Source organism: Flavobacterium sp. SP2, assembly GCF_057626655.1.
In genome coordinates this window covers 296,270-316,584 of record NZ_JBVHBT010000003.1, presented here as the reverse complement: position 1 = coordinate 316,584, position 20,315 = coordinate 296,270, and the positions used below count along the sequence as shown (strand labels likewise).

Sequence of the window (20,315 nt, the reverse complement as noted above, 5' to 3'; positions counted from 1 at the left end):
TAGTTCAGATTATGAGATTTCTCCTTCGTCGCATTGTCAAAATCATAAAAAACGTATGAAAAAAACACTATTCATAATTGCAATTTTAGCACTTTTCTCAAGTTGTAAATCAACAAAAGAAACAGCATCGAAAGAACCCAAAACTCCTTTCGTTTGGGAAAGTGCCAACGTTTATTTTCTATTAACCGATAGATTTAACAATGGCGACAAAACGAATGATTTGAATTATAACAGAAACAAACCAACCGGAAAATTACGCGGATTTGAAGGCGGAGATATTCGTGGAATTATCCAGAAATTAGATGAAGGTTATTTTACCAATTTAGGAATAAACGTGATTTGGATGACGCCAATTGTGGAGCAAATTCACGATGGTGTTGATGAAGGAACTGGTTTTTCATACGCCTTTCACGGTTATTGGACACGAGATTGGAGCGCTTTAGACCCAAACTTTGGAACCAAAAAAGATTTAGCAGAATTAGTTCAAAAAGCCCATGCTAAAGGAATTAGAATTATGCTCGATGCGGTGATTAATCACACTGGACCAGTTACATCTGAGGATTCGGTTTTTCCAAATGATTGGGTTAGAACTTCACCAAAATGTCAATACAATAATTATGAAAATACTATTGCTTGTACGTTGGTAGAAAATCTTCCAGACGTAAAAACCGAGAGTACTCAAGCAGTAGAATTACCTCCTTTTTTAGTTGAAAAATGGAAAAAAGAAGGTCGTTACGAGGAAGAAATAGCCGAACTAGATGCCTTTTTTGCTAAAACAAAATATCCTCGTGCGCCAAAATACTATATCATGAAATGGCTTTCTGATTATATTTTAGATTACGGAATTGATGGCTACAGAGTTGATACAGCAAAACACACTACAGAAGATGTTTGGGCCGATTTCAAGAAAGTTTGTGATGCCGCTTTCGCTGAATTTAAAGCTAAAAATCCAAATAAAGTTTTAGATAACAATCCATTTTTTACCGTTGGTGAAGTGTATGGCTACAATATTGGAAGCAAAAGGCTTTACGATTTTGGGGACAAAAAAGTCGATTATTACGCTAATGGTTTTACTGGTTTAATCAATTTTGATTTTAGAAATGAGGCGAAGATGAACTACGAGCCATTGTTCTCAAAATATTCGAATATTCTTCAAAACGATTTGAAAGGAAACACGGTTATGAATTACGTTTCGTCACATGATGACGGTTGGCCATTTGATAAAAAACGTGAAAAAACAATTGAATCTGGAACCAAATTATTGCTTGCTCCAGGAATTTCTCAAGTATATTATGGCGATGAATTGGCGCGTTCCCTAGATATTGAAGGCACACAAGGCGACGCTACTTTACGTTCGTTTATGAATTGGGATGATTTAAAAAACAATCCTAGAACTGGCGAAATCAATTTGCATTGGCAAAAATTAGGTCAATTTAGACGAAATCATCCAGCAGTTGGGGCAGGAATTCACAAGCAAATTTCGAGCGCACCATATGTTTTTAGTCGTGAATATTCCAAAGCAAATTTTATTGATAAAGTAGTCGTTGGTTTGGATTTACCAATTGGAAATAAAGAGATTTCTGTTGGAACAATTTTCGAAAACGGAACTTTACTGATGGATGCTTATTCGGGAAAAGTGACTGCTGTTTTTGAAGGCAAGATTTCAATTAATAGTCCATACAGCACTGTATTACTAGAAGTTTCGAAAGAAAAAAAAATAAAAAATATTGAAACGCACTTCAAATACGATTAGCTTAATTTTCTTAATCTCTTAATGGTTTAAAAAAACAGTAGATGCTAAAAATCGGTCATCGCGGAGCAAAAGGACATGTTGCAGAAAATACGTTAGCTTCCTTTCAAAAAGCACTTGAATTAGGTGTTGATGGAATCGAGCTAGATGTACATTTATCTTCTGATGGAAAAGTGATGGTAATTCACGATGAAACTGTTGACAGAACCACTTCTCAAACAGGTTTTGTAAAAGATTTTATGGCATCTGATTTAAAAGATTTAAACGTTCCAGCTTTGGAAGAAGTTCTTGATTTAATAGACCAACGTTGTTTTGTAAATATCGAAATCAAAGATTCAAAAGCAACGCATTCAGTTTTACAAATTATTCAAAATTATAGTTTAGAAAAAAACTGGAGCATTAATTTATTTCAAATTTCAAGTTTTGATTGGACAATTCTACAAATTTGTCATTCTGAAAACAATCAAATTCTACTTGGTGTTTTAACCGAAGATTCTGTTGAAGAAGCATTAACTTTTGCAAAAAAAATTAATGCCCATTCAATAAATCCGTACTTCAAATTATTGAATTCAGAAAATGTAAAACTTCTTCACGCAAATCAATTTAAAATTTACTCATGGACGGTAAATACCTTAGAAGACATTACCTTTGTAAAATCATTACAAGTTGATGGCATAATTTCGGATTTTCCAGATAGAATTTAGACATCATTTTGTCATTTCGACACAGGAGAAATCGCATCAAATTATCAATCTTGTGTGATTTCTCCTTCGTCGAAATGACAAAATAAGCGTTTTATTAAATGGTTTAAAAACTAAATATGAATTCAAAATACGATATAATCATAGTTGGTGCAGGCGCAGCAGGATTTTTTACAGCGATAAATATAGTTGAGAAAAATCCGAAATTAAAAGTTGCCATTCTCGAACGCGGAAAAGAAGTTTTAACCAAAGTTAGAATTTCTGGTGGCGGACGATGCAATGTTACGCATGCGTGTTTTGTACCCAACGATTTAGTCAAGTTTTATCCTCGTGGTGAGAAAGAATTGCGCGGACCTTTTCATCAATTTTGTTCTGGAGATACTATAGAATGGTTTGAAAAACACGGCGTTGAACTCAAAATTGAAGACGATGGAAGAATGTTCCCAATTTCCGATTCATCGCAAACTATTATCGATTGTTTTACCAATGCTACCAAAAAACTCGGAATTGATATCTTAACAAATCAAAGTGTTCAATCAATTTTTAAAGCCGAAGATTACTGGAAAGTTGAAACCAATTCAGAAACCTTTGCTTGTCAGAAATTAGTTATGACCACCGGAAGTAATCCAAAAATTTGGGAAATGCTTTCAGAACTTGGTCATAGTATTATTGAAGCCGTTCCATCACTTTTTACTTTTAACATCAAAGACAATCGTATCAAAGATTTGATGGGTTTGTCGGCATTTGCATCAGTAAAAGTTAAAAATACAAAATTAGAATCTTCTGGACCTTTGTTAATCACCCATTGGGGAATGTCTGGACCGGGAATTTTAAGACTTTCGGCTTGGGGTGCAAGAATTTTGGCAGAGAAAAACTATCAATTTATTTTGGAAGTCAATTGGTTGAACGAGGTAACATTTGAGGAAACTCTAGAAAAACTCAAAGAACTCAAATTAGAACATTCTAAAAAAGCAGTTTCTAAAAAATCACCATTTGATTTTCCGAATCGATTATGGGAAAGTTTGGTTTTGGCTTCAGAAATTTCGGAAGAAATAAAATGGGCCGATTTATCTAAAAATCAATTGCACAATTTAGCCAATCAACTCACAAACGGTCAATTTCAAGTCAACGGAAAAAGCACTTTTAAAGAAGAATTTGTCACTGCTGGCGGAATCGATTTGAAAGAAATCAACTTCAAAACAATGGAAAGTAAGTTGCATGAAAATTTATTTTTTGCTGGTGAAATTGTAAATATTGATGCAATCACTGGTGGATTTAATTTTCAGAATGCTTGGACAAGCGGATTTATTGTAGCACAATCAATTGCAACACAATCAATTTGAAATTTTTTTTCATATATTTGATTCTCTCTAAATCAAAATTTTATGAAAAAAATTTTACTATTTTGTTGCTTTTTCAGCATGTCCTTATGTTTTTCACAGATTATCAATCAAGTTTCAAATTATAAGGTTTGCGATTTAAATGGAGATGGCTACGAAGCTTTTAACTTAAGTACTAAAACACCTGAGATTTTAGGTAACTTGAATCCTTCAACACATGTTGTACGCTTTCATAATTCATTAATTGATGCTGTAAATGGAACAAACCAAATAATTAATGAAAGTTCTTGGATAAATACTACACCTTATACACAACAAATATATGTTTCAGTCACCAATACAATAACTTCAAACATTGAAATTGCATCGTTCTTTGTACTTGCTGGATCTTATGCAGGAGTCGACGGCACAACAACTATTTGTGATTTAAATACAACAGCTATTAATTTATTTGACTTAATAAACGGAGAGCAACCCGGTGGAACTTGGACCCGAGTTTCTGGTACAGGTGGAACTTTTAACTCAATTAACGGTAGTTTTACACCCGCTACAGGTACAACCTCTTCTACATTTATTTATACAATTACAGGAATTGCACCATGTAACAATGATACAAGTACAGTAACACTTATAATCGTTCCAAATTGTAACACACAACCTGTGTGTGGTGGTCTTTTTCTAGATAATGGTGGATCAAATTCTAATTATTCGAATAACTTAGACACTACGACCACAATTTGCCCAACTATTCCAGGTCAAATAGTAACCGTAACATTCTCCGCTTTCAATATTGAGAATTTTAATGATGCTCTGTATGTTTTTAATGGAACTTCGATTGCGTCACCGCAAATTGCAAGCGCAAATACCGCTGGAAATGTTCCTGGCGGATTAGCTGGCGGTTTTTGGGGAACTACAATTCCTGGACCATTTACTTCATCTTCACCAGATGGTTGTTTAACTTTTAGATTTAGAAGTGATAGTGCTAATAATCTATCAGGATGGATTGCCAATGTAAGTTGCGATTTACCAGATGGTTGTTCACCACCAACGACAATCAATACGACAAACATCACTAATTCTTCAATAGTACTATCTTGGCCAAATCAATACAACTCAACATCGTGGGAAATCTTAGTACTTCCATTTGGATCACCGGCACCAACGCCCAATGCATCTAGTGGAATTATTACAACTTCGAATCCATTCACAATTACGGGATTGATTCCTGATGCATGTTATTCAGCCTACATTCGAACAATTTGCACATTCGGACCTGATTTTATTTCAGAATGGTCGCAGCCAGTAAGTTTTTGTATGTACAATTGCGAAAATAACGGACAATGTCCAGAAAGCCTTTCATTGGTTGCCTTCATAGATTTAAACACCAACGGAACTAAAGAATCGACTGAACCGATTTTTAATAACGGAACATTTGTCTATCAAGTAAATTCAGGTTCGCCAATTTATGCTAGTTCAAATACTAATGCGTATACAATATTGGAAAGCAATCCTGCTAACAGTTACAATTTAAACTTTCAGATTAATGCCAATTTAACTAACTACTATAGCAATTCAACTATCTACACTAACATTTTTGTTCCAACTGGAAGTGGAAATACTACCTATTATTTTCCCGTGACACAGTTGCAACCTTATAATGATTTAGAAATTCAAATCATACCTAATGGAAATCCACAACCTGGATTTTTATATAACAACACCTTGATTTACAAAAACAAAGGCACACTAAACATCCCTTCTGGAACTATAACATTTACCAAAGATGCTTTAGTTTCTATTGGCAGTGTCTCGCAGACAGGAATTACATCGGTTCCATCAGGATTTACTTATAATTTTACCAATTTAGCTCCAAACGAATCACGATTAATTACCGTAACATTGCAAGCTCCAACGATACCGACAATCAATTTGGGAACTACTTTAACCAATTCAGCCTCTATTATACCACTAATTGGTGATGCAATTCCAGCTAATAATTCAGCTACCTTATCACAAATTGTTATTGGTTCGTATGATCCTAATGATAAAATGGAAGCCCATGGAGGTAAAATAGTTAATACTAATTTTTCATCTAATGATTATCTTGTATACACCATACGTTTCGAAAATACAGGAACAGCAAATGCCTCGTTCATCAGAATTGAAGACGAATTGAATTCCTTACTCAACGCAACAACTGTTGAAGTAATGAATGCAAGTCATTCGTATAATTTTAAAAGAGTCAATAACAAATTAATTTGGAATTTTTATTCAATAAACCTACCTCCTACTGTAACAAATCCTGTTTTAAGTCAAGGTTTTGTTCAGTTTAAAGTAAAACCAAATGCTGGTTACTCGGTAGGAACTATAATTCCTAACGCAGCCAATATTTATTTTGATTACAATCCACCCATTTACACAGGAATTTTCAACACCGAATTTGTAAATTCATTAAATAATTCAGATTTTGATTCTGGTGATTTCATTATTTACCCTAATCCAACAAATGGTTTAGTTCAAATTAATTTGAAAAATAATTCTGAAACCATTACTACTATCATGGTTTATGACATTTTAGGAAAAGTGGTGAAAAAAGTAGCAAGTGTAAATTCAAATCAAATCAACTTCGATGTTTCTGAGCTTTCTTCAGGAATTTATATGGTCGAAGTTACTACAAGCAATGATTTGACACAACTCAAAAAACTAATATTAAAATAAAATTTTAGTACAAAGCATAAAAAAATCCCTATTGTAAAGTCGGGATTTGTATTTAATGAAGCTTTTTTATCTATTCAACCACCAAATACTGGCATTTAAAATAGTTGCAAAACTAACCCAAGCGATATAGGGAATGAATAAATAACCCGCAATTGTATCAATTCTTTTAAACTGATTATAGGTTTCAAAAATCATCAACCACAGCAACACAATTTCGATTAAAGCCAAAAGCGGATTGTGCAAACCAAAAAATAAATACGACCATAACGCATTCAAACCTAATTGAATAACAAAAAAACCAAAAGCCTTCTTAACCGCTTTCTCGTTACTTTCCAGTTTATTCCAAACCATTCCACCAGCAACACCAATCATAATGTAAATTGAAGTCCAAACTGGAGCAAAAATCCAATTTGGCGGATTAAAAACTGGTTTGTTTATCGTTGGATACCAAGTAGTAATACTTTCACGAGTTACCATCGAAGATAAAAAACCAACTAGTAAACACGTTGAAACTACTAAAGCAATTCGAACTATTTTTTGCATCTTGTTTATATTTTATACAAATATAGTAAACAAAAAACGAAGTTGCTTTTTTAAATTAGTATCTTTGTATAAAATTATACTGTATGATTTCCGAAAAGGATTTTATTTTTAATGAAGCTACAGCATCTGTACACAACGGAAGCTTTCAATGGAGTGCACCAAGTAATATCGCACTTGTAAAATATTGGGGTAAGAAAGACAATCAAATTCCTGCAAATCCATCTATAAGTTTTACATTAAATGCCTGTAAAACAATCACAAAACTTAGTTTCTCTAAATCGGATAATAATGAAGATTTTTCTTTCGATTTATCATTTGAAGGAAAACCGAAAGAAGATTTCAAACCAAAAATTCAAAAATTCTTTGAGCGAATTGAAGTTTATTGTTCGTATCTAAAAGAATTTCATTTCACAATTGATACTCAGAATACGTTTCCTCACAGCTCCGGAATTGCGTCTTCAGCATCAGGAATGGCAGCTTTGGCAATGAATATTATGAGTTTGGAAAAACTTTTAAATCCAGAAATGACTGATGCTTATTTCTATCAAAAAGCATCATTTTTAGCCCGATTGGGTTCTGGAAGTGCGTGCAGAAGTGTAAAAGGTAACCTAGTGGTTTGGGGCAAACATGCCGACATAAATACTAGTTCTGATTTATTTGGAGTTCCATTTTCATCACAAGTTCATCCAATTTTTAACAACTATCAAGATACTATTTTACTAGTAGATAAAGGCGAAAAACAAGTTTCGAGCACCGTCGGACATGATTTGATGCACAATCATCCATTTGCCGAACAACGATTTTTACAAGCGCATCACAATTTATCCGCTATAAAATCCGTTTTTGGGAAAGGAGATTTAGAAGAATTTATCAAAATTGTAGAAAGTGAAGCGTTGACTTTACATGCCATGATGATGACTTCCATGCCTTATTTTATTCTAATGAAACCCAACACATTGGAAATTATCAATAAAATTTGGAAATTTAGAAACGAAACTAAAATTCCGGTTTGTTTTACTCTCGATGCTGGAGCAAATGTGCATGTTTTGTATCCCGAAAACGTTAGAGTCGAAACTTTGCAATTTATTAAGGACGAATTAGTTGGCTATTGTCAAAATGGTCAGTATATTTGTGATGAAATTGGATTTGGAAGTCAATCTATAATCGATTAAATAAAAATATGAAAGGACCATTATTTTACTCAAAAATACTTCTCTTTGGAGAATACGGAATCATCAAAGATTCAAAGGGTTTATCAATTCCTTATAATTTTTATAACGGCGCATTGAAAGTTGATGAAAATCCATCTGCCGAAGCTGTAAAATCTAATTCAAGTTTACGCAAATTTGTAACCTATTTAGAAAATTTGCAAAGCGAGCAACCCGAACTAGTAACTTTCAATTTAGAAGTTCTAAAAACTGATGTTGAACGCGGAATGTACTTTGACTCTAGTATTCCACAAGGTTATGGCGTTGGAAGTAGTGGCGCATTGGTTGCTGCGATTTATGACAAATACGCCGATAATAAAATCACCGTTTTAGAAAACTTAACTAGAGAAAAATTATTAGAATTAAAAAATATTTTCTCACAAATGGAATCGTTTTTCCACGGAAAAAGTTCTGGTCTTGATCCATTAAACAGCTACTTAAGCATTCCAATTTTAATAAATTCTAAAGATAACATTGAAGCAACTGGAATTCCTACACAAAGCACCAATGGTAAAGGTGCTGTATTTCTGTTAGACTCAGGAATTGTTGGGGAAACTGCTCCAATGGTTAACATTTTTATGGAGAATCTGAAAGATCAGGGTTTCCGTACCATGCTTAAAAATCAGTTTGTAAAATATACCGATGCTTGTGTAGAAAATTTTCTTGGTGGCGATATGAAATCGTTATTTACAAATACTAAAAAGCTTTCTAAAGTAGTATTGAATAACTTTAAGCCTATGATTCCCGAACAATTTCACGGAATTTGGCAAAAAGGAATTGACACCAACGACTACTACTTAAAACTTTGTGGCTCTGGTGGTGGCGGATATATTTTAGGTTTCACAGAAGATTTAGAAAAAGCAAAAAAATCATTAAAAGACTATAAGCTAGAAGTGGTTTATAATTTCTAAACCATGCTGAGCAGAAAAACCAAAATCACGCTACTGAAAATCGTCAGTATGTTTTCTGTGGTTCGCGGTTATAACATTCCTATTATTGTCTTGGCGCAATACTTGTCAGCAATTTTTATAATGGCGCCCGAGAAAAGAGCGTTGTCTGTTTTATTAGACTTTAACCTCTTTATTATTGTAATTGCATCTGGGCTAACTATTGCTTCGGGATACATCATCAATAATTTTTACGACAGTAAAAAAGACATAATCAATCGTCCAAGCAAGTCACAACTCGATCGATTGGTCAGCCAGCGAACTAAACTTCAAGTTTATTTTACCGTTAATTTTGTTGTCGCTTTGTTAGCACTTTTGGTGTCTTTTAGAGCAGTGTTGTTTTTCTCAGTTTATATATTTTTGATTTGGTTTTATTCACACAAATTAAAAAAATACCCAATTATTGGTAATTTAACCGCTTCACTCCTAGCCGTTTTACCTTTCTTTGCCATATTGTTATATTACAAAAATCTGTATCCACAAATATTTGCTCATGCAACGTTTTTATTTCTGTTGATTTTAATACGAGAAATAATAAAAGATTTAGAAAATATAAAAGGTGATATTGCCAACGATTATCAAACAATTCCAGTCAAATATGGAGAAGTTTTTGCTAAAAAAACAATCTCTTTACTAACCATTATCACCATTCTACCCGTATATTTTCTTGTAGAAGTATATGATGTAGGTTATATGGATGTATATTTTTACATTAGCTTGATCATTTTGATATTTTTTCTAATTTATCTTTGGAAATCCTTTACGAAAACTGATTATCTAAGGCTTCACAACATTTTAAAATTTCTTATAGTTTCGGGTGTATTTTGTATCGTTCTTATCGATCCAGAAGTTTTAATACATGGAAGAAATTTACTCAAAATATAAAAAAACATAATTTCAAAATCAATCCAGTAGCAATTTTATATTCTTTAAAAATGAGTATCAGTTTGTTATGCTTCAAAAGCAAATAAATCAATTCCATAAAAGACCAATAAATTGAGTATCTTTGCAAAAATTAAGAATAATAATGAGTACACCAAACAACAATAAACGTGGCGGTTCAAGCAAACCAAGTGGCGACAGAAAAAAATCTTCTTCAACACCTAAACCTGCAATGGCTAAACGTTCCCAAAACAGAAAACCTGTTGTAAAAAAAGAATCTCCAAACACACCAAAACCTTTAAAATCTGACGATATTCGTTTAAATAAATACATTGCCAACTCTGGAATGTGTTCGCGTCGTGATGCCGATATTTACATACAATCTGGAAACGTAAAGGTTAATGGAGTTGTAGTAACTGAAATGGGTTATAAAGTAAAACCGGGAGAAATTGTAAATTTTGACGGAGCTTTAATAACACCTGAAAAGAAAGAATATTTTGTATTAAACAAGCCTAAGAACTTTACTACATCCAACGAAGAAGTTGAACACAGAAATGTGCAAGAACTAATGAAAGGTGCTTCCAAATCGTTTATGGAACCAATCGGAAGAATGGATAAAAACACAACCGGATTGTTGGTTTTTACAAATGACACCGATATGATTAGAAAATTTGGATTGCCAAATCAAAAATCAACTAAAATTTACCAAGTAACATTAGATAAAAATCTGAAATTTGAAGATTTAGAAAAAATCAGTTCAGGAGTAACACTTGACGGTCACCGCCTATTTGTTGATGAAATTAGTTACATCGAAAACGAGCCAAAAACCGAAATCGGAATAAAACTAAGAACACCTAACGTAAAAGTAGTTCGCGCAATTTTTGAATCGGTTGGATATACTGTGATCAAAGTTGACCGAGTTGCCTTTGTAGGTTTAACCAAAAAGAATTTGCCAAGAGGAATTTATCGCCCATTAACCGAACAAGAAATTATAAATCTAAAAAATTGCTAAAACCAAGTTCTAATTAGGTTTTTCCAAAATAATATATGACAAGTCAACAAAATTTATCCATTGCACATTCTTGGTTTGAAGCGTTCAATACCCATAATTTAGATAAATTACTATCATTGTACGACGATGAAGCCGAGCATTACAGTCCAAAGTTAAAAGTACATCATCCTGAAACTAACGGATTGGTTACTGGCAAAGCCGAACTACACAATTGGTGGAAAGAAGCATTCGAAAAGTTACCAACATTACACTATAAAGTAACTTCATTGACTGCCGATTCTGATCGCGTATTTATGGAATACCTAAGAACCGTTCAAGGCGAAAACACCATGCAAGTAGCCGAAGTTCTCGATATAAAAGAAGGGAAAATTATTGCATCACGAGTATACCACGGATAAATAAAACCAATAAAAGCATCAAAGCGTTTCATTCTTGAAGCACTTTTTTTATATTTACAAAAGCAATTTCCAGCTGTACGTTACAATCATTTTTACAATCATCTGGGCTAAACCATCAAAATGAACGAGCTAAACCAAGAAACAAGTCCCTATTTATTACAACACGCTAACAACCCAGTACACTGGAAAGCTTGGAACAAAAAATCATTAACCACAGCACAGGAGCAAAACAAACTCATCATCGTATCAGTAGGATATTCTGCTTGTCACTGGTGTCATGTTATGGAACACGAAAGTTTTGAAGACGAACAAGTAGCAGAAATCATGAATAAAAGCTACATCAATATAAAAGTAGATCGCGAAGAACGACCAGATATTGATGCCGTTTATATGAAAGCAGTACAGATCATGACATCTCAAGGCGGTTGGCCAATGAATGTGGTATGTCTTCCCAACGGAAAGCCAGTTTGGGGTGGAACTTATTTCAGAAAAAATGAATGGATTAACACACTAGAACAACTTCAAGAAATATACATTTCAAATCCAGAAAAACTAGTAGATTATTCCGAAAAACTACACGAAGGATTACAATCTATCAGCGTTATTCAAAACCCGAAACCTATTGCCGAAATCAATTTCGATTACCTTGAGCTACTATCTCAAAAATGGCAACGCAGTTTCGACTGGGAATATGGTGGTATGGCACGAGCACCAAAATTCATGATGCCATCCAACTACGATTTCTTGTTGCAATTTGGCTATAAAACACAAAATAAAGAATTACTTCAATTTGTAAATCTAACTCTAACTAATATGGCTTATGGCGGGTTATTTGATACTGTTGATGGTGGATTTTCTCGCTATTCGGTAGATGTAAAGTGGCACGTTCCTCATTTCGAAAAAATGCTATATGACAATGGACAATTGGTAAGTTTATATGCCAATGCTTTCAAATTGACTCAAAATCCATTGTACAAAGAAGTAATTCAAAAAACACTTTCCTTTGTTGAAAAAGAATTTCTAACCGCTGAATTTGGATTTTATTCTGCATTAGATGCCGATAGTTTAAACGCTGAAAATCATTTAGAAGAAGGCGCTTTTTATGTTTGGACCAAAAAAGAATTACAAGATATTATTAAAGATGATTTTGAGCTGTTTTCTAAGGTTTTCAATATTAATGACTTTGGTTTTTGGGAAAAGGACAATTATGTTCTGATACAAAATGCATCCTTGTATGACATCGCATTACAAAATTTCATCACTGAAAAAGAATTACATGATAAGAAAATTTACTGGGAAAAACTACTTTACAAAGAAAGAGAAAAAAGAAGCAAGCCACGACTAGATGATAAGTGTCTTTGCTCTTGGAACGCCATAATGTTAAAAGGTTATGTCGAAGCTTATAAAGCACTTCAAGATGAGAAGTACCTAGAAATCGCACTAAAAAACGCAGCGTTTATTGAAGCTAAATTTTTAGCACCCGAAGGAAATTTATTCCATAATTACAAGAACGGAACAACTTCAATAAATGGATATTTAGAAGATTATTGCTTTGTAATTGATGCTTTTATAGGACTGTATCAAATAACTTTAAATGAAAATTGGTTATCCATTTCAAAACAATTAACCGATTATTGCTTGGATAATTTTTATGATGAGCACAAACAGTTTTTCAGATTTACTTCAATCCAAGACGATGCCTTAATCACCACGCATTACGAAATTGAAGACAATGTAATTCCGGCGTCTAACTCGGTTATGGCGAACAACCTTGTGATTTTAAGTCATTATTTTGAAAACTCACATTACGAAGAACTAGTCGAAAAAATGCTGCATCATTTACTAGAAAACATCGATTATCCTTCGGCGTTTTCAAACTGGCTTAGTGTTTTACTGCATTTTTCTGACGACAGTAAACAACTTGCTGTATGCGGTGAAGATGCCTTGGAACATAGTAAAAAACTTAATTCAATATACATACCAAATGTTCTTGTCGCAGGAACAAATAAGATGTCTAACTTACCTTTTTTGAAAAATAGATACCAACAAAAAGAGACGTTATTTTACTTATGCAAAAACCGAACGTGTGAGTTACCAACTGGTGATTTTGAAGAAATTATAACCTCAATTTAACATTACTCATTCAAAAATTCGTAATATTGTAGCTTAACCACTAAAAATAAAAACATTATGGGATTAGGAAGTTTTTTTAAAAACCTATTTGGTTCTGCTAAAGAAAATATAAATACTGTAGCAGATAAAGTTGAAGATTTTGCAGAAGAATCAATTGAAAAAGCAAAAGTAGCAGCCGAACCTTATGTAGATAAGGTTGAAGACTTTGTTGATCAAGCTAAAGATAAAGTAAGCGAACATATTCCTGCTGCAAAAGAAACTATCGAAAATGTAGTTGAAACTGTTAAAGAAAAAGCAGGTGAATTTGCCGATAAAGCGGAAGAATTTGCAGAAAATGCAGTAGCAAGTGTAAAGGAAAAAGTAAACTCGTTTACAGAAACAACCGAAGAAAAAGCAGCCGACATCAAAGAAACTGTTGTTGATAAAACGGAAGAAGTAAAAGAATCTGTAGTTGCAACTGCTGAAAAAGTAGAAGATGCTGCCGAAGAAAAAATTGCAGAGGTTGAGAAAAAAGTTGACGAAGCTACAGACAGAGTCGAAGAAGCAGCCGACTAATTTTTTTATTACAAAAATATTTTTCTATTTTTGCATCACAAATCAAATCACGCCTTGTGCGTGATTTTTTATTAAAAAAACTATGCAATTATTTGTCGAAATTGACCTTCTAACCAAATATAAAGATTCGTTTATTACTATTATTATCGAATATACACCTCGATTAATTGCAGCTATTTTACTCTTAATAGTAGGTGTTTGGGTAATTAAGTTGATTAATAATTTGGCTCGAAAAATTATGGTTCAACGCGATATCGAACCGACATTAATAGAATTTTTATCTGATATTATTTTTTGGGGTTTACGAATAGTACTTTTTATTGCTGTAATTACTAAACTTGGTGTCGAATCGTCATCATTTGTGGCTATACTTGGTGCAGCTGGTTTGGCTGTAGGCTTATCACTGCAAGGTTCATTGTCTAATTTTGCCGGCGGAATGCTTATCATTTTGTTCAAACCATTCAAACTTGGCGACACCATTACCGCTCAAGGTGTTACAGGAGAAGTAGTAGACATTCAAATATTTGTAACGCAATTAATTTCTGGAAACAACCAAGCCATTTTTGTACCTAACGGCGCCTTATCTAACGGAACAATTGTCAACTTTTCAAAACATGAAAATCGAAGAACCGATTTGATAATTTCACTTTCGTATGATACTAATATTAAAGAAGCTAAGAGTATCATTGAAGATGTCATGAATTCGCATGCTAAAATCTTAAAACATCCAGAAGCGTCTGTTTCTGTTCGAGAATTGAGTGATAATGCTATACGATTAGCAGTAAATGCTTGGGCAAAAAACGAAGATTATGCTAAAGTTACTTCTGACATTTTGGAAAATTGCAAGCGTACTTTTGATGAAAAAGGAATAGTGATTCAGCCATTTAATTTAGAAAAATAACTACTTAGCAAACATAAAATCTTTTAAATAGTAAGGCTCAAAATAGGCAACGTCTTCTACTTGATTCGTAGTAAACTTATTGTACGAAATTAAACTCATATCCTTAGCAGATGGAAAAACAATTTCATCTAGAAAAATATAGTTTGAATTTGTTAACACTGTTTTCGCTTTTTCTGTTGCATCACCAACAAAGTATATTTTATCAGCAAGGGTTTCAAACGAATTTTCAGTTAAAATTTCGGCTTCTACTTTTCTAACCATTTCTTTATCAGAATTAAAAATAGCACTGTAAACTTCCATTCTCCTTGCGTCAAGTAACGGAATAATTAATCCGTCAGTATGGGTTACTTGATTGGCTAATGAGGTTAAAGTATCCACTGAAATTAATGGAATAGTTAAAGCAAAACTCAAGCCTTTAGCTGCAGAAACTCCAATACGCAAACCAGTATAAGAACCTGGTCCAGAACTGACTGCAATTGCAACTAAATCGTTTAATGAAATGCCAGCTTCTGTTATAATTTCTTCAATAAAAACGTGAAGTTTTTCGGCATGCGAATAACCCAGCTCTGAAACTTCTTTACACAAAATAGTAGCACCATCTTTAGCTAAAGCAACTGAACAGTTTTTGGTTGCGGTCTCGATATTTAAAATGTAGGACAAAATATAATTTTTAAAGATTCAATAAATTTACAGTAGTACAAAGTTATAAAAATAAAAAACGGTTACGAATAAACGCAACCGTTTTCAAAATAAATTAATTCTATTTTACTTCTTTTTTTCAGTGCCATTCTTCACCGCAAGTTTGACTTTATCGCCAGAATTAAGCTCCTTTGATACGGTTACATACGGTCCAATAATTACTTCATCACCTTTATTTAAACCAGATAGTATTTCAATATTAGTATCGTCTTGTATACCGGTTTTAACAATTCTAATTTTAGCTTTATCACCAACTTTTACAAATACACATTCTAGTTTTTTATCCGATTTTGGTTTCACCTTGTTATCCGCATTTTCTTCTTGTACTGCAACTTTACTTGTTGCAGTTGTATCAGATTTTACAACTACCGAACTAATTGGAACACCAATAACCTTCTCTTTTCTTTTAGTAATAATGTCTACAGTAGCTGTCATTCCTGGTCTAAACGGAGAATATGTTTCTGGTTTTCCTTCGGTTAAATCTTGGTAAGACTCTTTCAAAATTCTTACTTTTACTTTAAAATTAGTTACCTGATCGGCTGTGGTTGTTGTACTTGCAGAATTAGAAATACTAGTTACAATACCTTTAAAAACTTTTTTCAAATACGCATCAACTTGGATGTTCGTGCTGTCGCCAATATTTATTTTAACGATATCATTTTCATTTACATCGACTTCAACTTCCATGTTATTAAGGTTGGCAACTCTTAAAATTTCTGTTCCAGTCATTTGTTGTGTACCTAAAACACGCTCGCCAAGTTCAACATTCAACATTGAAACCGTACCGTTAGAAGGCGCATAAATTGTAGTTCTACCAAGGTTATCTTTAGCTTCTTTAACAGTTGCTGACGCACTTTGTACATTATAATAAGCCGATTGCTTGCTAGCTTTGGCTACTTCAAAAGAAGCTATGGCTTTGTCCCAGTCCGATCTTGAAATGATTCCTTTTTCATACAAGGTTTTGTTTCTATTATAATTGGATTGCGCTTCTTTAAACGAAGCATCCGCTTGGCTTAAACCAGCTTTGGTTCCCGAATAATTAGAAACCGAACGATCCAAACCTGAGGTATATAAATCGGGATTAATCTTTACCAATAAATCACCTTTTTTAACCACTTGACCTTCTTTTACTGGCAATTCTATTATTTCTCCAGAAACTTCTGATGATATTTTAACTTCAATTTCAGGTTGAATTTTTCCAGTTGCCGACACGGTTTCAACAATGGTTATTTCATTTACTTTAGCAGTTTCTACTTCGACAGAATTGTCTCTATCACCAAACGCTCCAGTTTTTGACAATACTACTAGCAGAATTATTAATCCTAAAAGTACTCCTAAAATTATTTTGACTTTTTTTGACATGATGTTGAAATTTATTTTTAACTCTTTTTCTATTTTATTTTTATATAAATACTCATTGTAATAAAACCACATACGAATACAGGAATTAATGAGTTTATTCCTTCAATTGTATTATTATTAGTCCTATTAAAGATCCTACCGCAAAACTTTTAACGCAATCTAAAAAAACACTATTCTTTGAAAACATGACGTTGATTAATTAGTAATAATTGGAATTCCGAAATAAAACTCTACTACCTTTACCTTAAAAATAGAATCGTATTTAGTTCGTAATACTTCTGATTGTGCATTAGCGTACAATGTTTGCGCTTGGTTGAAATCAAAACTGTTCATCAATCCTACAGCATATTTTTCTTTAGCATAATTCAACGCTTCTTTCCTAGCTTCTAATGCAGTCATTGCGGCTTCATAGGCATTCAAAGCGCCTTTAGCATCGGTAATTGCGGTAAATACATTTCTTTCAATATCCAACTCCGCTTGTTTTGATGCAATTTTTGAACGTTCAAAAGCAATCTTAGAACGATCAACATTGTTTTTAGTTGTAAAACCATTGAAGATTGGAATGTTAAGTTGCACCCCAAAATTATGCCCTTTATTATTACTAAACTGATCAAATAACGGTGATGGTCCGCCAAAAATAGGTTGTCCCGATCCATCAACACCTAAAATTCTATCAGAGTTACTTGCTCTTGTACTGAAACTATAAAATCCAGACAAACTTGGTTGGTAAGCTCCTTTCGCAATAGAAATGTCTTTTTGAGCTATATCTAAATTTGCTTTAGCGATTTTAAGTTCAACGCGTTCTTGCTTAGCTTTAGCAATAATAGCTTCTGGTTTTTCTAGCATTGTCGCACTTTCAGTTGCTTCATAATCCGTTTCGGCTACGTCAAAATTTTGAAAATCTTCCAATTGTAAAAGTTGCGCTAAACTTAATTTAGATAGAAACAAACTATTCTCTGCTGCTACTACTTTTTGTTTATCAGATGCAACAGTAGCGTTCACATCTAGTAAATCTCCACGAGCAACAACTCCAGCATTCACAAGTTCGTTAGTTCTTGTGTATTGCTTTTCATCAGTTGCAAGTAGCTCTTTTTGAACTTTTAAATTTTCTTTATTAAATAATATTTGTAAAAAAGCATTGGCAACATTCAGCGAAACATCATCTTTCATTTTGCTCAACTGAAACTGTGCGGCAAGAATAGAAAGGTTGGCACGACGCAATCTATTTTGATTTTGCAAACCATTATAAATCGCAACATTAGCGTTCAATCCGGCAGAAGTAAACTGTGTGGTTTGGTTCTCTAATAAACCAGTTGTAATATTTTGGTTTAAACCAATATTCCAAGAGTGAGAAGCGTTTGCATTTACATTCGGAAGAAACCCACCTATTGCAGCGGTCTTCTCAACAGCAGCAGTTTTATTATCTAAATCGGTTTGCTGTATCGATATATTGTTTTTTAAAGCATACTCTACACACTCCTGAAGTGTCCATTTCTTAGTTTGTCCCACAGATGAAAATGCAGTGGTGAGTAAAAAAACAATCCCTAACTTTCTAAAATTATTTCTCATAGTATGAATTCAAAAGTGAATACAATGCAATACAAATTTAAACGTTTTACAATGAAATCAACTTAATTATTATAATTGTTATCTGACGTTGAAAAGGTTTTTTTGTTACAAATTCTACTAAAAAAAATTAGTATTATTTAAATAGTATTAAAATCTATTAACTTCGCTACTTTAATACTCACTACATTTTAATTTTCTAATGAAAAATATATTTTACATCTTAATTTCTACAGTAATCGTAAGCTGCTCTACTTCAAATAAAATTGCTTCACTAAAACCCGAGCCTTCTAAGAATGTTCCAATGGTTTACAAGACTACAACTTCATTTGTAAGTATGCCAATGGAAATTACAATGAAAGAAATTGAAAATCAGTTGAACAAATCGCTTTCTGGCTTAATTTACGAAGATAATGATTTAAGTGATGACAAATCTGAAATGAAAATTTGGAAAACTGCACCAATTAAAATATCGGAAAAAGACGGTAAAATTCAATCCATCATTCCGTTAAAAATTTGGTCAAAATTTAAATACGGAACCGAATTTATGGGATTAAACGATACCCGAGAAATCGAACTTAACGGAACTATAACTTTGTTAAGTGATGCCCGACTTTCCAATTGGAAAATGAACACGACCTCTAAAATTGAAGATTTCGAATGGAGTGAAAGCCCAACCATTCTTGTGGCTGGTAAAAAAGTTCCAATAACCTATATAATTACGCCAACATTATCAATATTCAAATCAAAAATTGCTAAAAAAATTGACAATGCAATAGAGAAATCTTGCGATTTTAAGCCGTATGTACTTAATGTTTTAGAAAATATGAGTACGCCATTTCAAACTAGCGAACAGTATGAGACGTGGTTTAAATTGAATCCAATAGAAATGTACGTAACCGATGCAGTATTGCAAAAAAGTAAAATTGCAATGGATTTAGGATTAAAATGCAGCATGCAAACCATGGTTGGACAACAACCGAAAACTAGTTTCAATAAAGATGCAATTGCATTTAAAGCTGTAACTAAAATACCAGAAAAAACTACGGCAACAATAGCAGCAGTATCTACCTATGAAAGTGCATCGCGCGTAATTACCAAAAACTTTCAAGGAAAAGAATTTGCATCAGGAAGTCGAAAAATAGTAGTTCAAAAAGTTGCCGTTTGGGCTAAAGATGGTCGAATGATTATTGAACTAGACATGACTGGAAGTCTTAACGGTGCAATATATCTGTCTGGAATCCCAAATTACAACACCATTACCAAAGAAATTTATTTTGACCAAATGGATTATGTTTTAAATACAAAAGGCATACTTACTAAAACCGCCAATTGGCTTTTACAAGGAACGATTCTTAAAAAAATTGAAGCCAATTGCAGGTATTCAATCAAAGAAAATCTTGACGAAGCTAAGAAAAACATGTTGCCTTACCTTAGCAATTATTCGCCAATGAAAGGCGTATTCGTAAATGGAACACTAGCCGATTTTGAATTTGAAAAAGTCGAATTAACCAACGAAGCCATTATTGCATTCATCAATACTAATGGTAAAGTGAATGTAAAAATTGATGGAATGGAATAATGATTAGATTAATTACAG

17 protein-coding genes are annotated in these 20,315 nt (G+C 33.1%); 13 read left to right on the top strand and 4 right to left on the bottom strand.

Annotation, left to right across the window (positions count from 1 at the left end; translation table 11 throughout):
* Positions 1 to 55 precede the first annotated feature (55 nt).
* The 4 genes from ACZ098_RS09315 to ACZ098_RS09300 all read left to right on the top strand — a co-directional run bounded on the left by ACZ098_RS09315 (position 56) and on the right by ACZ098_RS09300 (position 6,509).
* Positions 56 to 1,753, top strand: coding sequence for an alpha-amylase family glycosyl hydrolase (locus tag ACZ098_RS09315; RefSeq protein ID WP_487311484.1), 1,698 nt, complete (start codon positions 56 to 58; stop codon positions 1,751 to 1,753).
* 41 nt (positions 1,754 to 1,794) lie between these two features.
* Positions 1,795 to 2,454, top strand: coding sequence for a glycerophosphodiester phosphodiesterase (locus tag ACZ098_RS09310; RefSeq protein ID WP_487311483.1), 660 nt, complete (start codon positions 1,795 to 1,797; stop codon positions 2,452 to 2,454).
* Positions 2,455 to 2,570: 116 nt separating this feature from the next.
* Complete coding sequence (locus ACZ098_RS09305) at positions 2,571 to 3,794, top strand: BaiN/RdsA family NAD(P)/FAD-dependent oxidoreductase (RefSeq protein WP_487311482.1); 1,224 nt, start codon at positions 2,571 to 2,573, stop codon at positions 3,792 to 3,794.
* Between the two features lie 42 nt (positions 3,795 to 3,836).
* On the top strand, positions 3,837 to 6,509 hold the full coding sequence (locus tag ACZ098_RS09300) for a DUF7619 domain-containing protein (RefSeq protein WP_487311481.1): 2,673 nt from the start codon (positions 3,837 to 3,839) through the stop codon (positions 6,507 to 6,509).
* A gap of 66 nt (positions 6,510 to 6,575) precedes the next feature.
* Here the strand turns inward: ACZ098_RS09300 and ACZ098_RS09295 are convergent, their stop codons facing one another.
* Positions 6,576 to 7,052, bottom strand: a complete 477-nt coding sequence (locus ACZ098_RS09295) for a TspO/MBR family protein (protein WP_487311480.1) — start codon at positions 7,050 to 7,052, stop codon at positions 6,576 to 6,578.
* 83 nt (positions 7,053 to 7,135) lie between these two features.
* On the opposite strand from ACZ098_RS09295, the gene ACZ098_RS09290 reads away from it, so the two are divergent.
* From ACZ098_RS09290 to ACZ098_RS09255, 8 genes are all read left to right on the top strand, one after another.
* The gene (locus tag ACZ098_RS09290; protein ID WP_487311479.1) at positions 7,136 to 8,224 is read left to right on the top strand and encodes a diphosphomevalonate decarboxylase; all 1,089 of its coding nucleotides are present in this window, start codon (positions 7,136 to 7,138) and stop codon (positions 8,222 to 8,224) included.
* 8 nt (positions 8,225 to 8,232) lie between these two features.
* On the top strand, positions 8,233 to 9,171 hold the full coding sequence (locus ACZ098_RS09285; RefSeq protein WP_487311478.1) for a mevalonate kinase family protein: 939 nt from the start codon (positions 8,233 to 8,235) through the stop codon (positions 9,169 to 9,171).
* A 3-nt stretch (positions 9,172 to 9,174) separates the two neighbouring features.
* Entirely contained in the window at positions 9,175 to 10,092 is a 918-nt protein-coding gene (locus tag ACZ098_RS09280; protein ID WP_487311477.1) for a geranylgeranylglycerol-phosphate geranylgeranyltransferase, read from the top strand.
* Positions 10,093 to 10,234: 142 nt separating this feature from the next.
* Positions 10,235 to 11,101 (top strand): pseudouridine synthase, encoded by an 867-nt coding sequence (locus ACZ098_RS09275; protein WP_487311476.1) that lies wholly within the window; start codon positions 10,235 to 10,237, stop codon positions 11,099 to 11,101.
* Positions 11,102 to 11,136: 35 nt separating this feature from the next.
* A complete protein-coding gene (locus ACZ098_RS09270) occupies positions 11,137 to 11,499 on the top strand; it encodes a nuclear transport factor 2 family protein (RefSeq protein WP_487311475.1) in 363 nt (120 codons plus the stop codon).
* A 120-nt stretch (positions 11,500 to 11,619) separates the two neighbouring features.
* On the top strand, positions 11,620 to 13,632 hold the full coding sequence (locus ACZ098_RS09265; protein WP_487311474.1) for a thioredoxin domain-containing protein: 2,013 nt from the start codon (positions 11,620 to 11,622) through the stop codon (positions 13,630 to 13,632).
* A gap of 57 nt (positions 13,633 to 13,689) precedes the next feature.
* Positions 13,690 to 14,187, top strand: coding sequence for a YtxH domain-containing protein (locus ACZ098_RS09260; protein WP_487311473.1), 498 nt, complete (start codon positions 13,690 to 13,692; stop codon positions 14,185 to 14,187).
* Between the two features lie 82 nt (positions 14,188 to 14,269).
* Entirely contained in the window at positions 14,270 to 15,088 is an 819-nt protein-coding gene (locus ACZ098_RS09255; protein WP_487311472.1) for a mechanosensitive ion channel family protein, read from the top strand.
* On the opposite strand, the gene tsaB is transcribed toward ACZ098_RS09255, so the two are convergent.
* The 3 genes from tsaB to ACZ098_RS09240 form a co-directional block, all read right to left on the bottom strand.
* Positions 15,089 to 15,748 carry a tRNA (adenosine(37)-N6)-threonylcarbamoyltransferase complex dimerization subunit type 1 TsaB gene (gene tsaB, locus ACZ098_RS09250; RefSeq protein WP_487311471.1) on the bottom strand — a complete coding sequence of 220 codons (660 nt, stop codon included), beginning with the start codon at positions 15,746 to 15,748 and terminating at the stop codon, positions 15,089 to 15,091. It abuts the gene before it with no gap.
* Between the two features lie 105 nt (positions 15,749 to 15,853).
* Positions 15,854 to 17,149: an efflux RND transporter periplasmic adaptor subunit gene (locus tag ACZ098_RS09245; protein ID WP_487311470.1), complete on the bottom strand. Its 1,296-nt coding sequence runs from the start codon at positions 17,147 to 17,149 to the stop codon at positions 15,854 to 15,856.
* Between the two features lie 195 nt (positions 17,150 to 17,344).
* Positions 17,345 to 18,718 carry a TolC family protein gene (locus tag ACZ098_RS09240; protein ID WP_487311469.1) on the bottom strand — a complete coding sequence of 458 codons (1,374 nt, stop codon included), beginning with the start codon at positions 18,716 to 18,718 and terminating at the stop codon, positions 17,345 to 17,347.
* Positions 18,719 to 18,917: 199 nt separating this feature from the next.
* Between ACZ098_RS09240 and ACZ098_RS09235 the strand changes: the two genes are divergently transcribed.
* On the top strand, positions 18,918 to 20,297 hold the full coding sequence (locus tag ACZ098_RS09235; RefSeq protein WP_487311468.1) for a DUF4403 family protein: 1,380 nt from the start codon (positions 18,918 to 18,920) through the stop codon (positions 20,295 to 20,297).
* Positions 20,298 to 20,315: the final 18 nt, after the last annotated feature.

Excerpts from the sequence above, each read along its gene's own strand:
- ACZ098_RS09245 (WP_487311470.1), bottom strand. The coding sequence starts at position 17,149 with ATGTCAAAAAAAGTCAAAATAATTTTAGGAGTACTTTTAGGATTAATA.
- ACZ098_RS09235 (WP_487311468.1), top strand. The coding sequence starts at position 18,918 with ATGAAAAATATATTTTACATCTTAATTTCTACAGTAATCGTAAGCTGC.
- ACZ098_RS09265 (WP_487311474.1), top strand. The coding sequence starts at position 11,620 with ATGAACGAGCTAAACCAAGAAACAAGTCCCTATTTATTACAACACGCT.
- ACZ098_RS09310 (WP_487311483.1), top strand. The coding sequence starts at position 1,795 with ATGCTAAAAATCGGTCATCGCGGAGCAAAAGGACATGTTGCAGAAAAT.
- ACZ098_RS09255 (WP_487311472.1), top strand. The coding sequence starts at position 14,270 with ATGCAATTATTTGTCGAAATTGACCTTCTAACCAAATATAAAGATTCG.
- ACZ098_RS09280 (WP_487311477.1), top strand. The coding sequence starts at position 9,175 with ATGCTGAGCAGAAAAACCAAAATCACGCTACTGAAAATCGTCAGTATG.
- ACZ098_RS09300 (WP_487311481.1), top strand. The coding sequence starts at position 3,837 with ATGAAAAAAATTTTACTATTTTGTTGCTTTTTCAGCATGTCCTTATGT.
- ACZ098_RS09295 (WP_487311480.1), bottom strand. The coding sequence starts at position 7,052 with ATGCAAAAAATAGTTCGAATTGCTTTAGTAGTTTCAACGTGTTTACTA.
- ACZ098_RS09315 (WP_487311484.1), top strand. The coding sequence starts at position 56 with ATGAAAAAAACACTATTCATAATTGCAATTTTAGCACTTTTCTCAAGT.
- ACZ098_RS09240 (WP_487311469.1), bottom strand. The coding sequence starts at position 18,718 with ATGAGAAATAATTTTAGAAAGTTAGGGATTGTTTTTTTACTCACCACT.
- ACZ098_RS09290 (WP_487311479.1), top strand. The coding sequence starts at position 7,136 with ATGATTTCCGAAAAGGATTTTATTTTTAATGAAGCTACAGCATCTGTA.
- ACZ098_RS09275 (WP_487311476.1), top strand. The coding sequence starts at position 10,235 with ATGAGTACACCAAACAACAATAAACGTGGCGGTTCAAGCAAACCAAGT.
- ACZ098_RS09285 (WP_487311478.1), top strand. The coding sequence starts at position 8,233 with ATGAAAGGACCATTATTTTACTCAAAAATACTTCTCTTTGGAGAATAC.
- ACZ098_RS09260 (WP_487311473.1), top strand. The coding sequence starts at position 13,690 with ATGGGATTAGGAAGTTTTTTTAAAAACCTATTTGGTTCTGCTAAAGAA.
- ACZ098_RS09270 (WP_487311475.1), top strand. The coding sequence starts at position 11,137 with ATGACAAGTCAACAAAATTTATCCATTGCACATTCTTGGTTTGAAGCG.
- ACZ098_RS09305 (WP_487311482.1), top strand. The coding sequence starts at position 2,571 with ATGAATTCAAAATACGATATAATCATAGTTGGTGCAGGCGCAGCAGGA.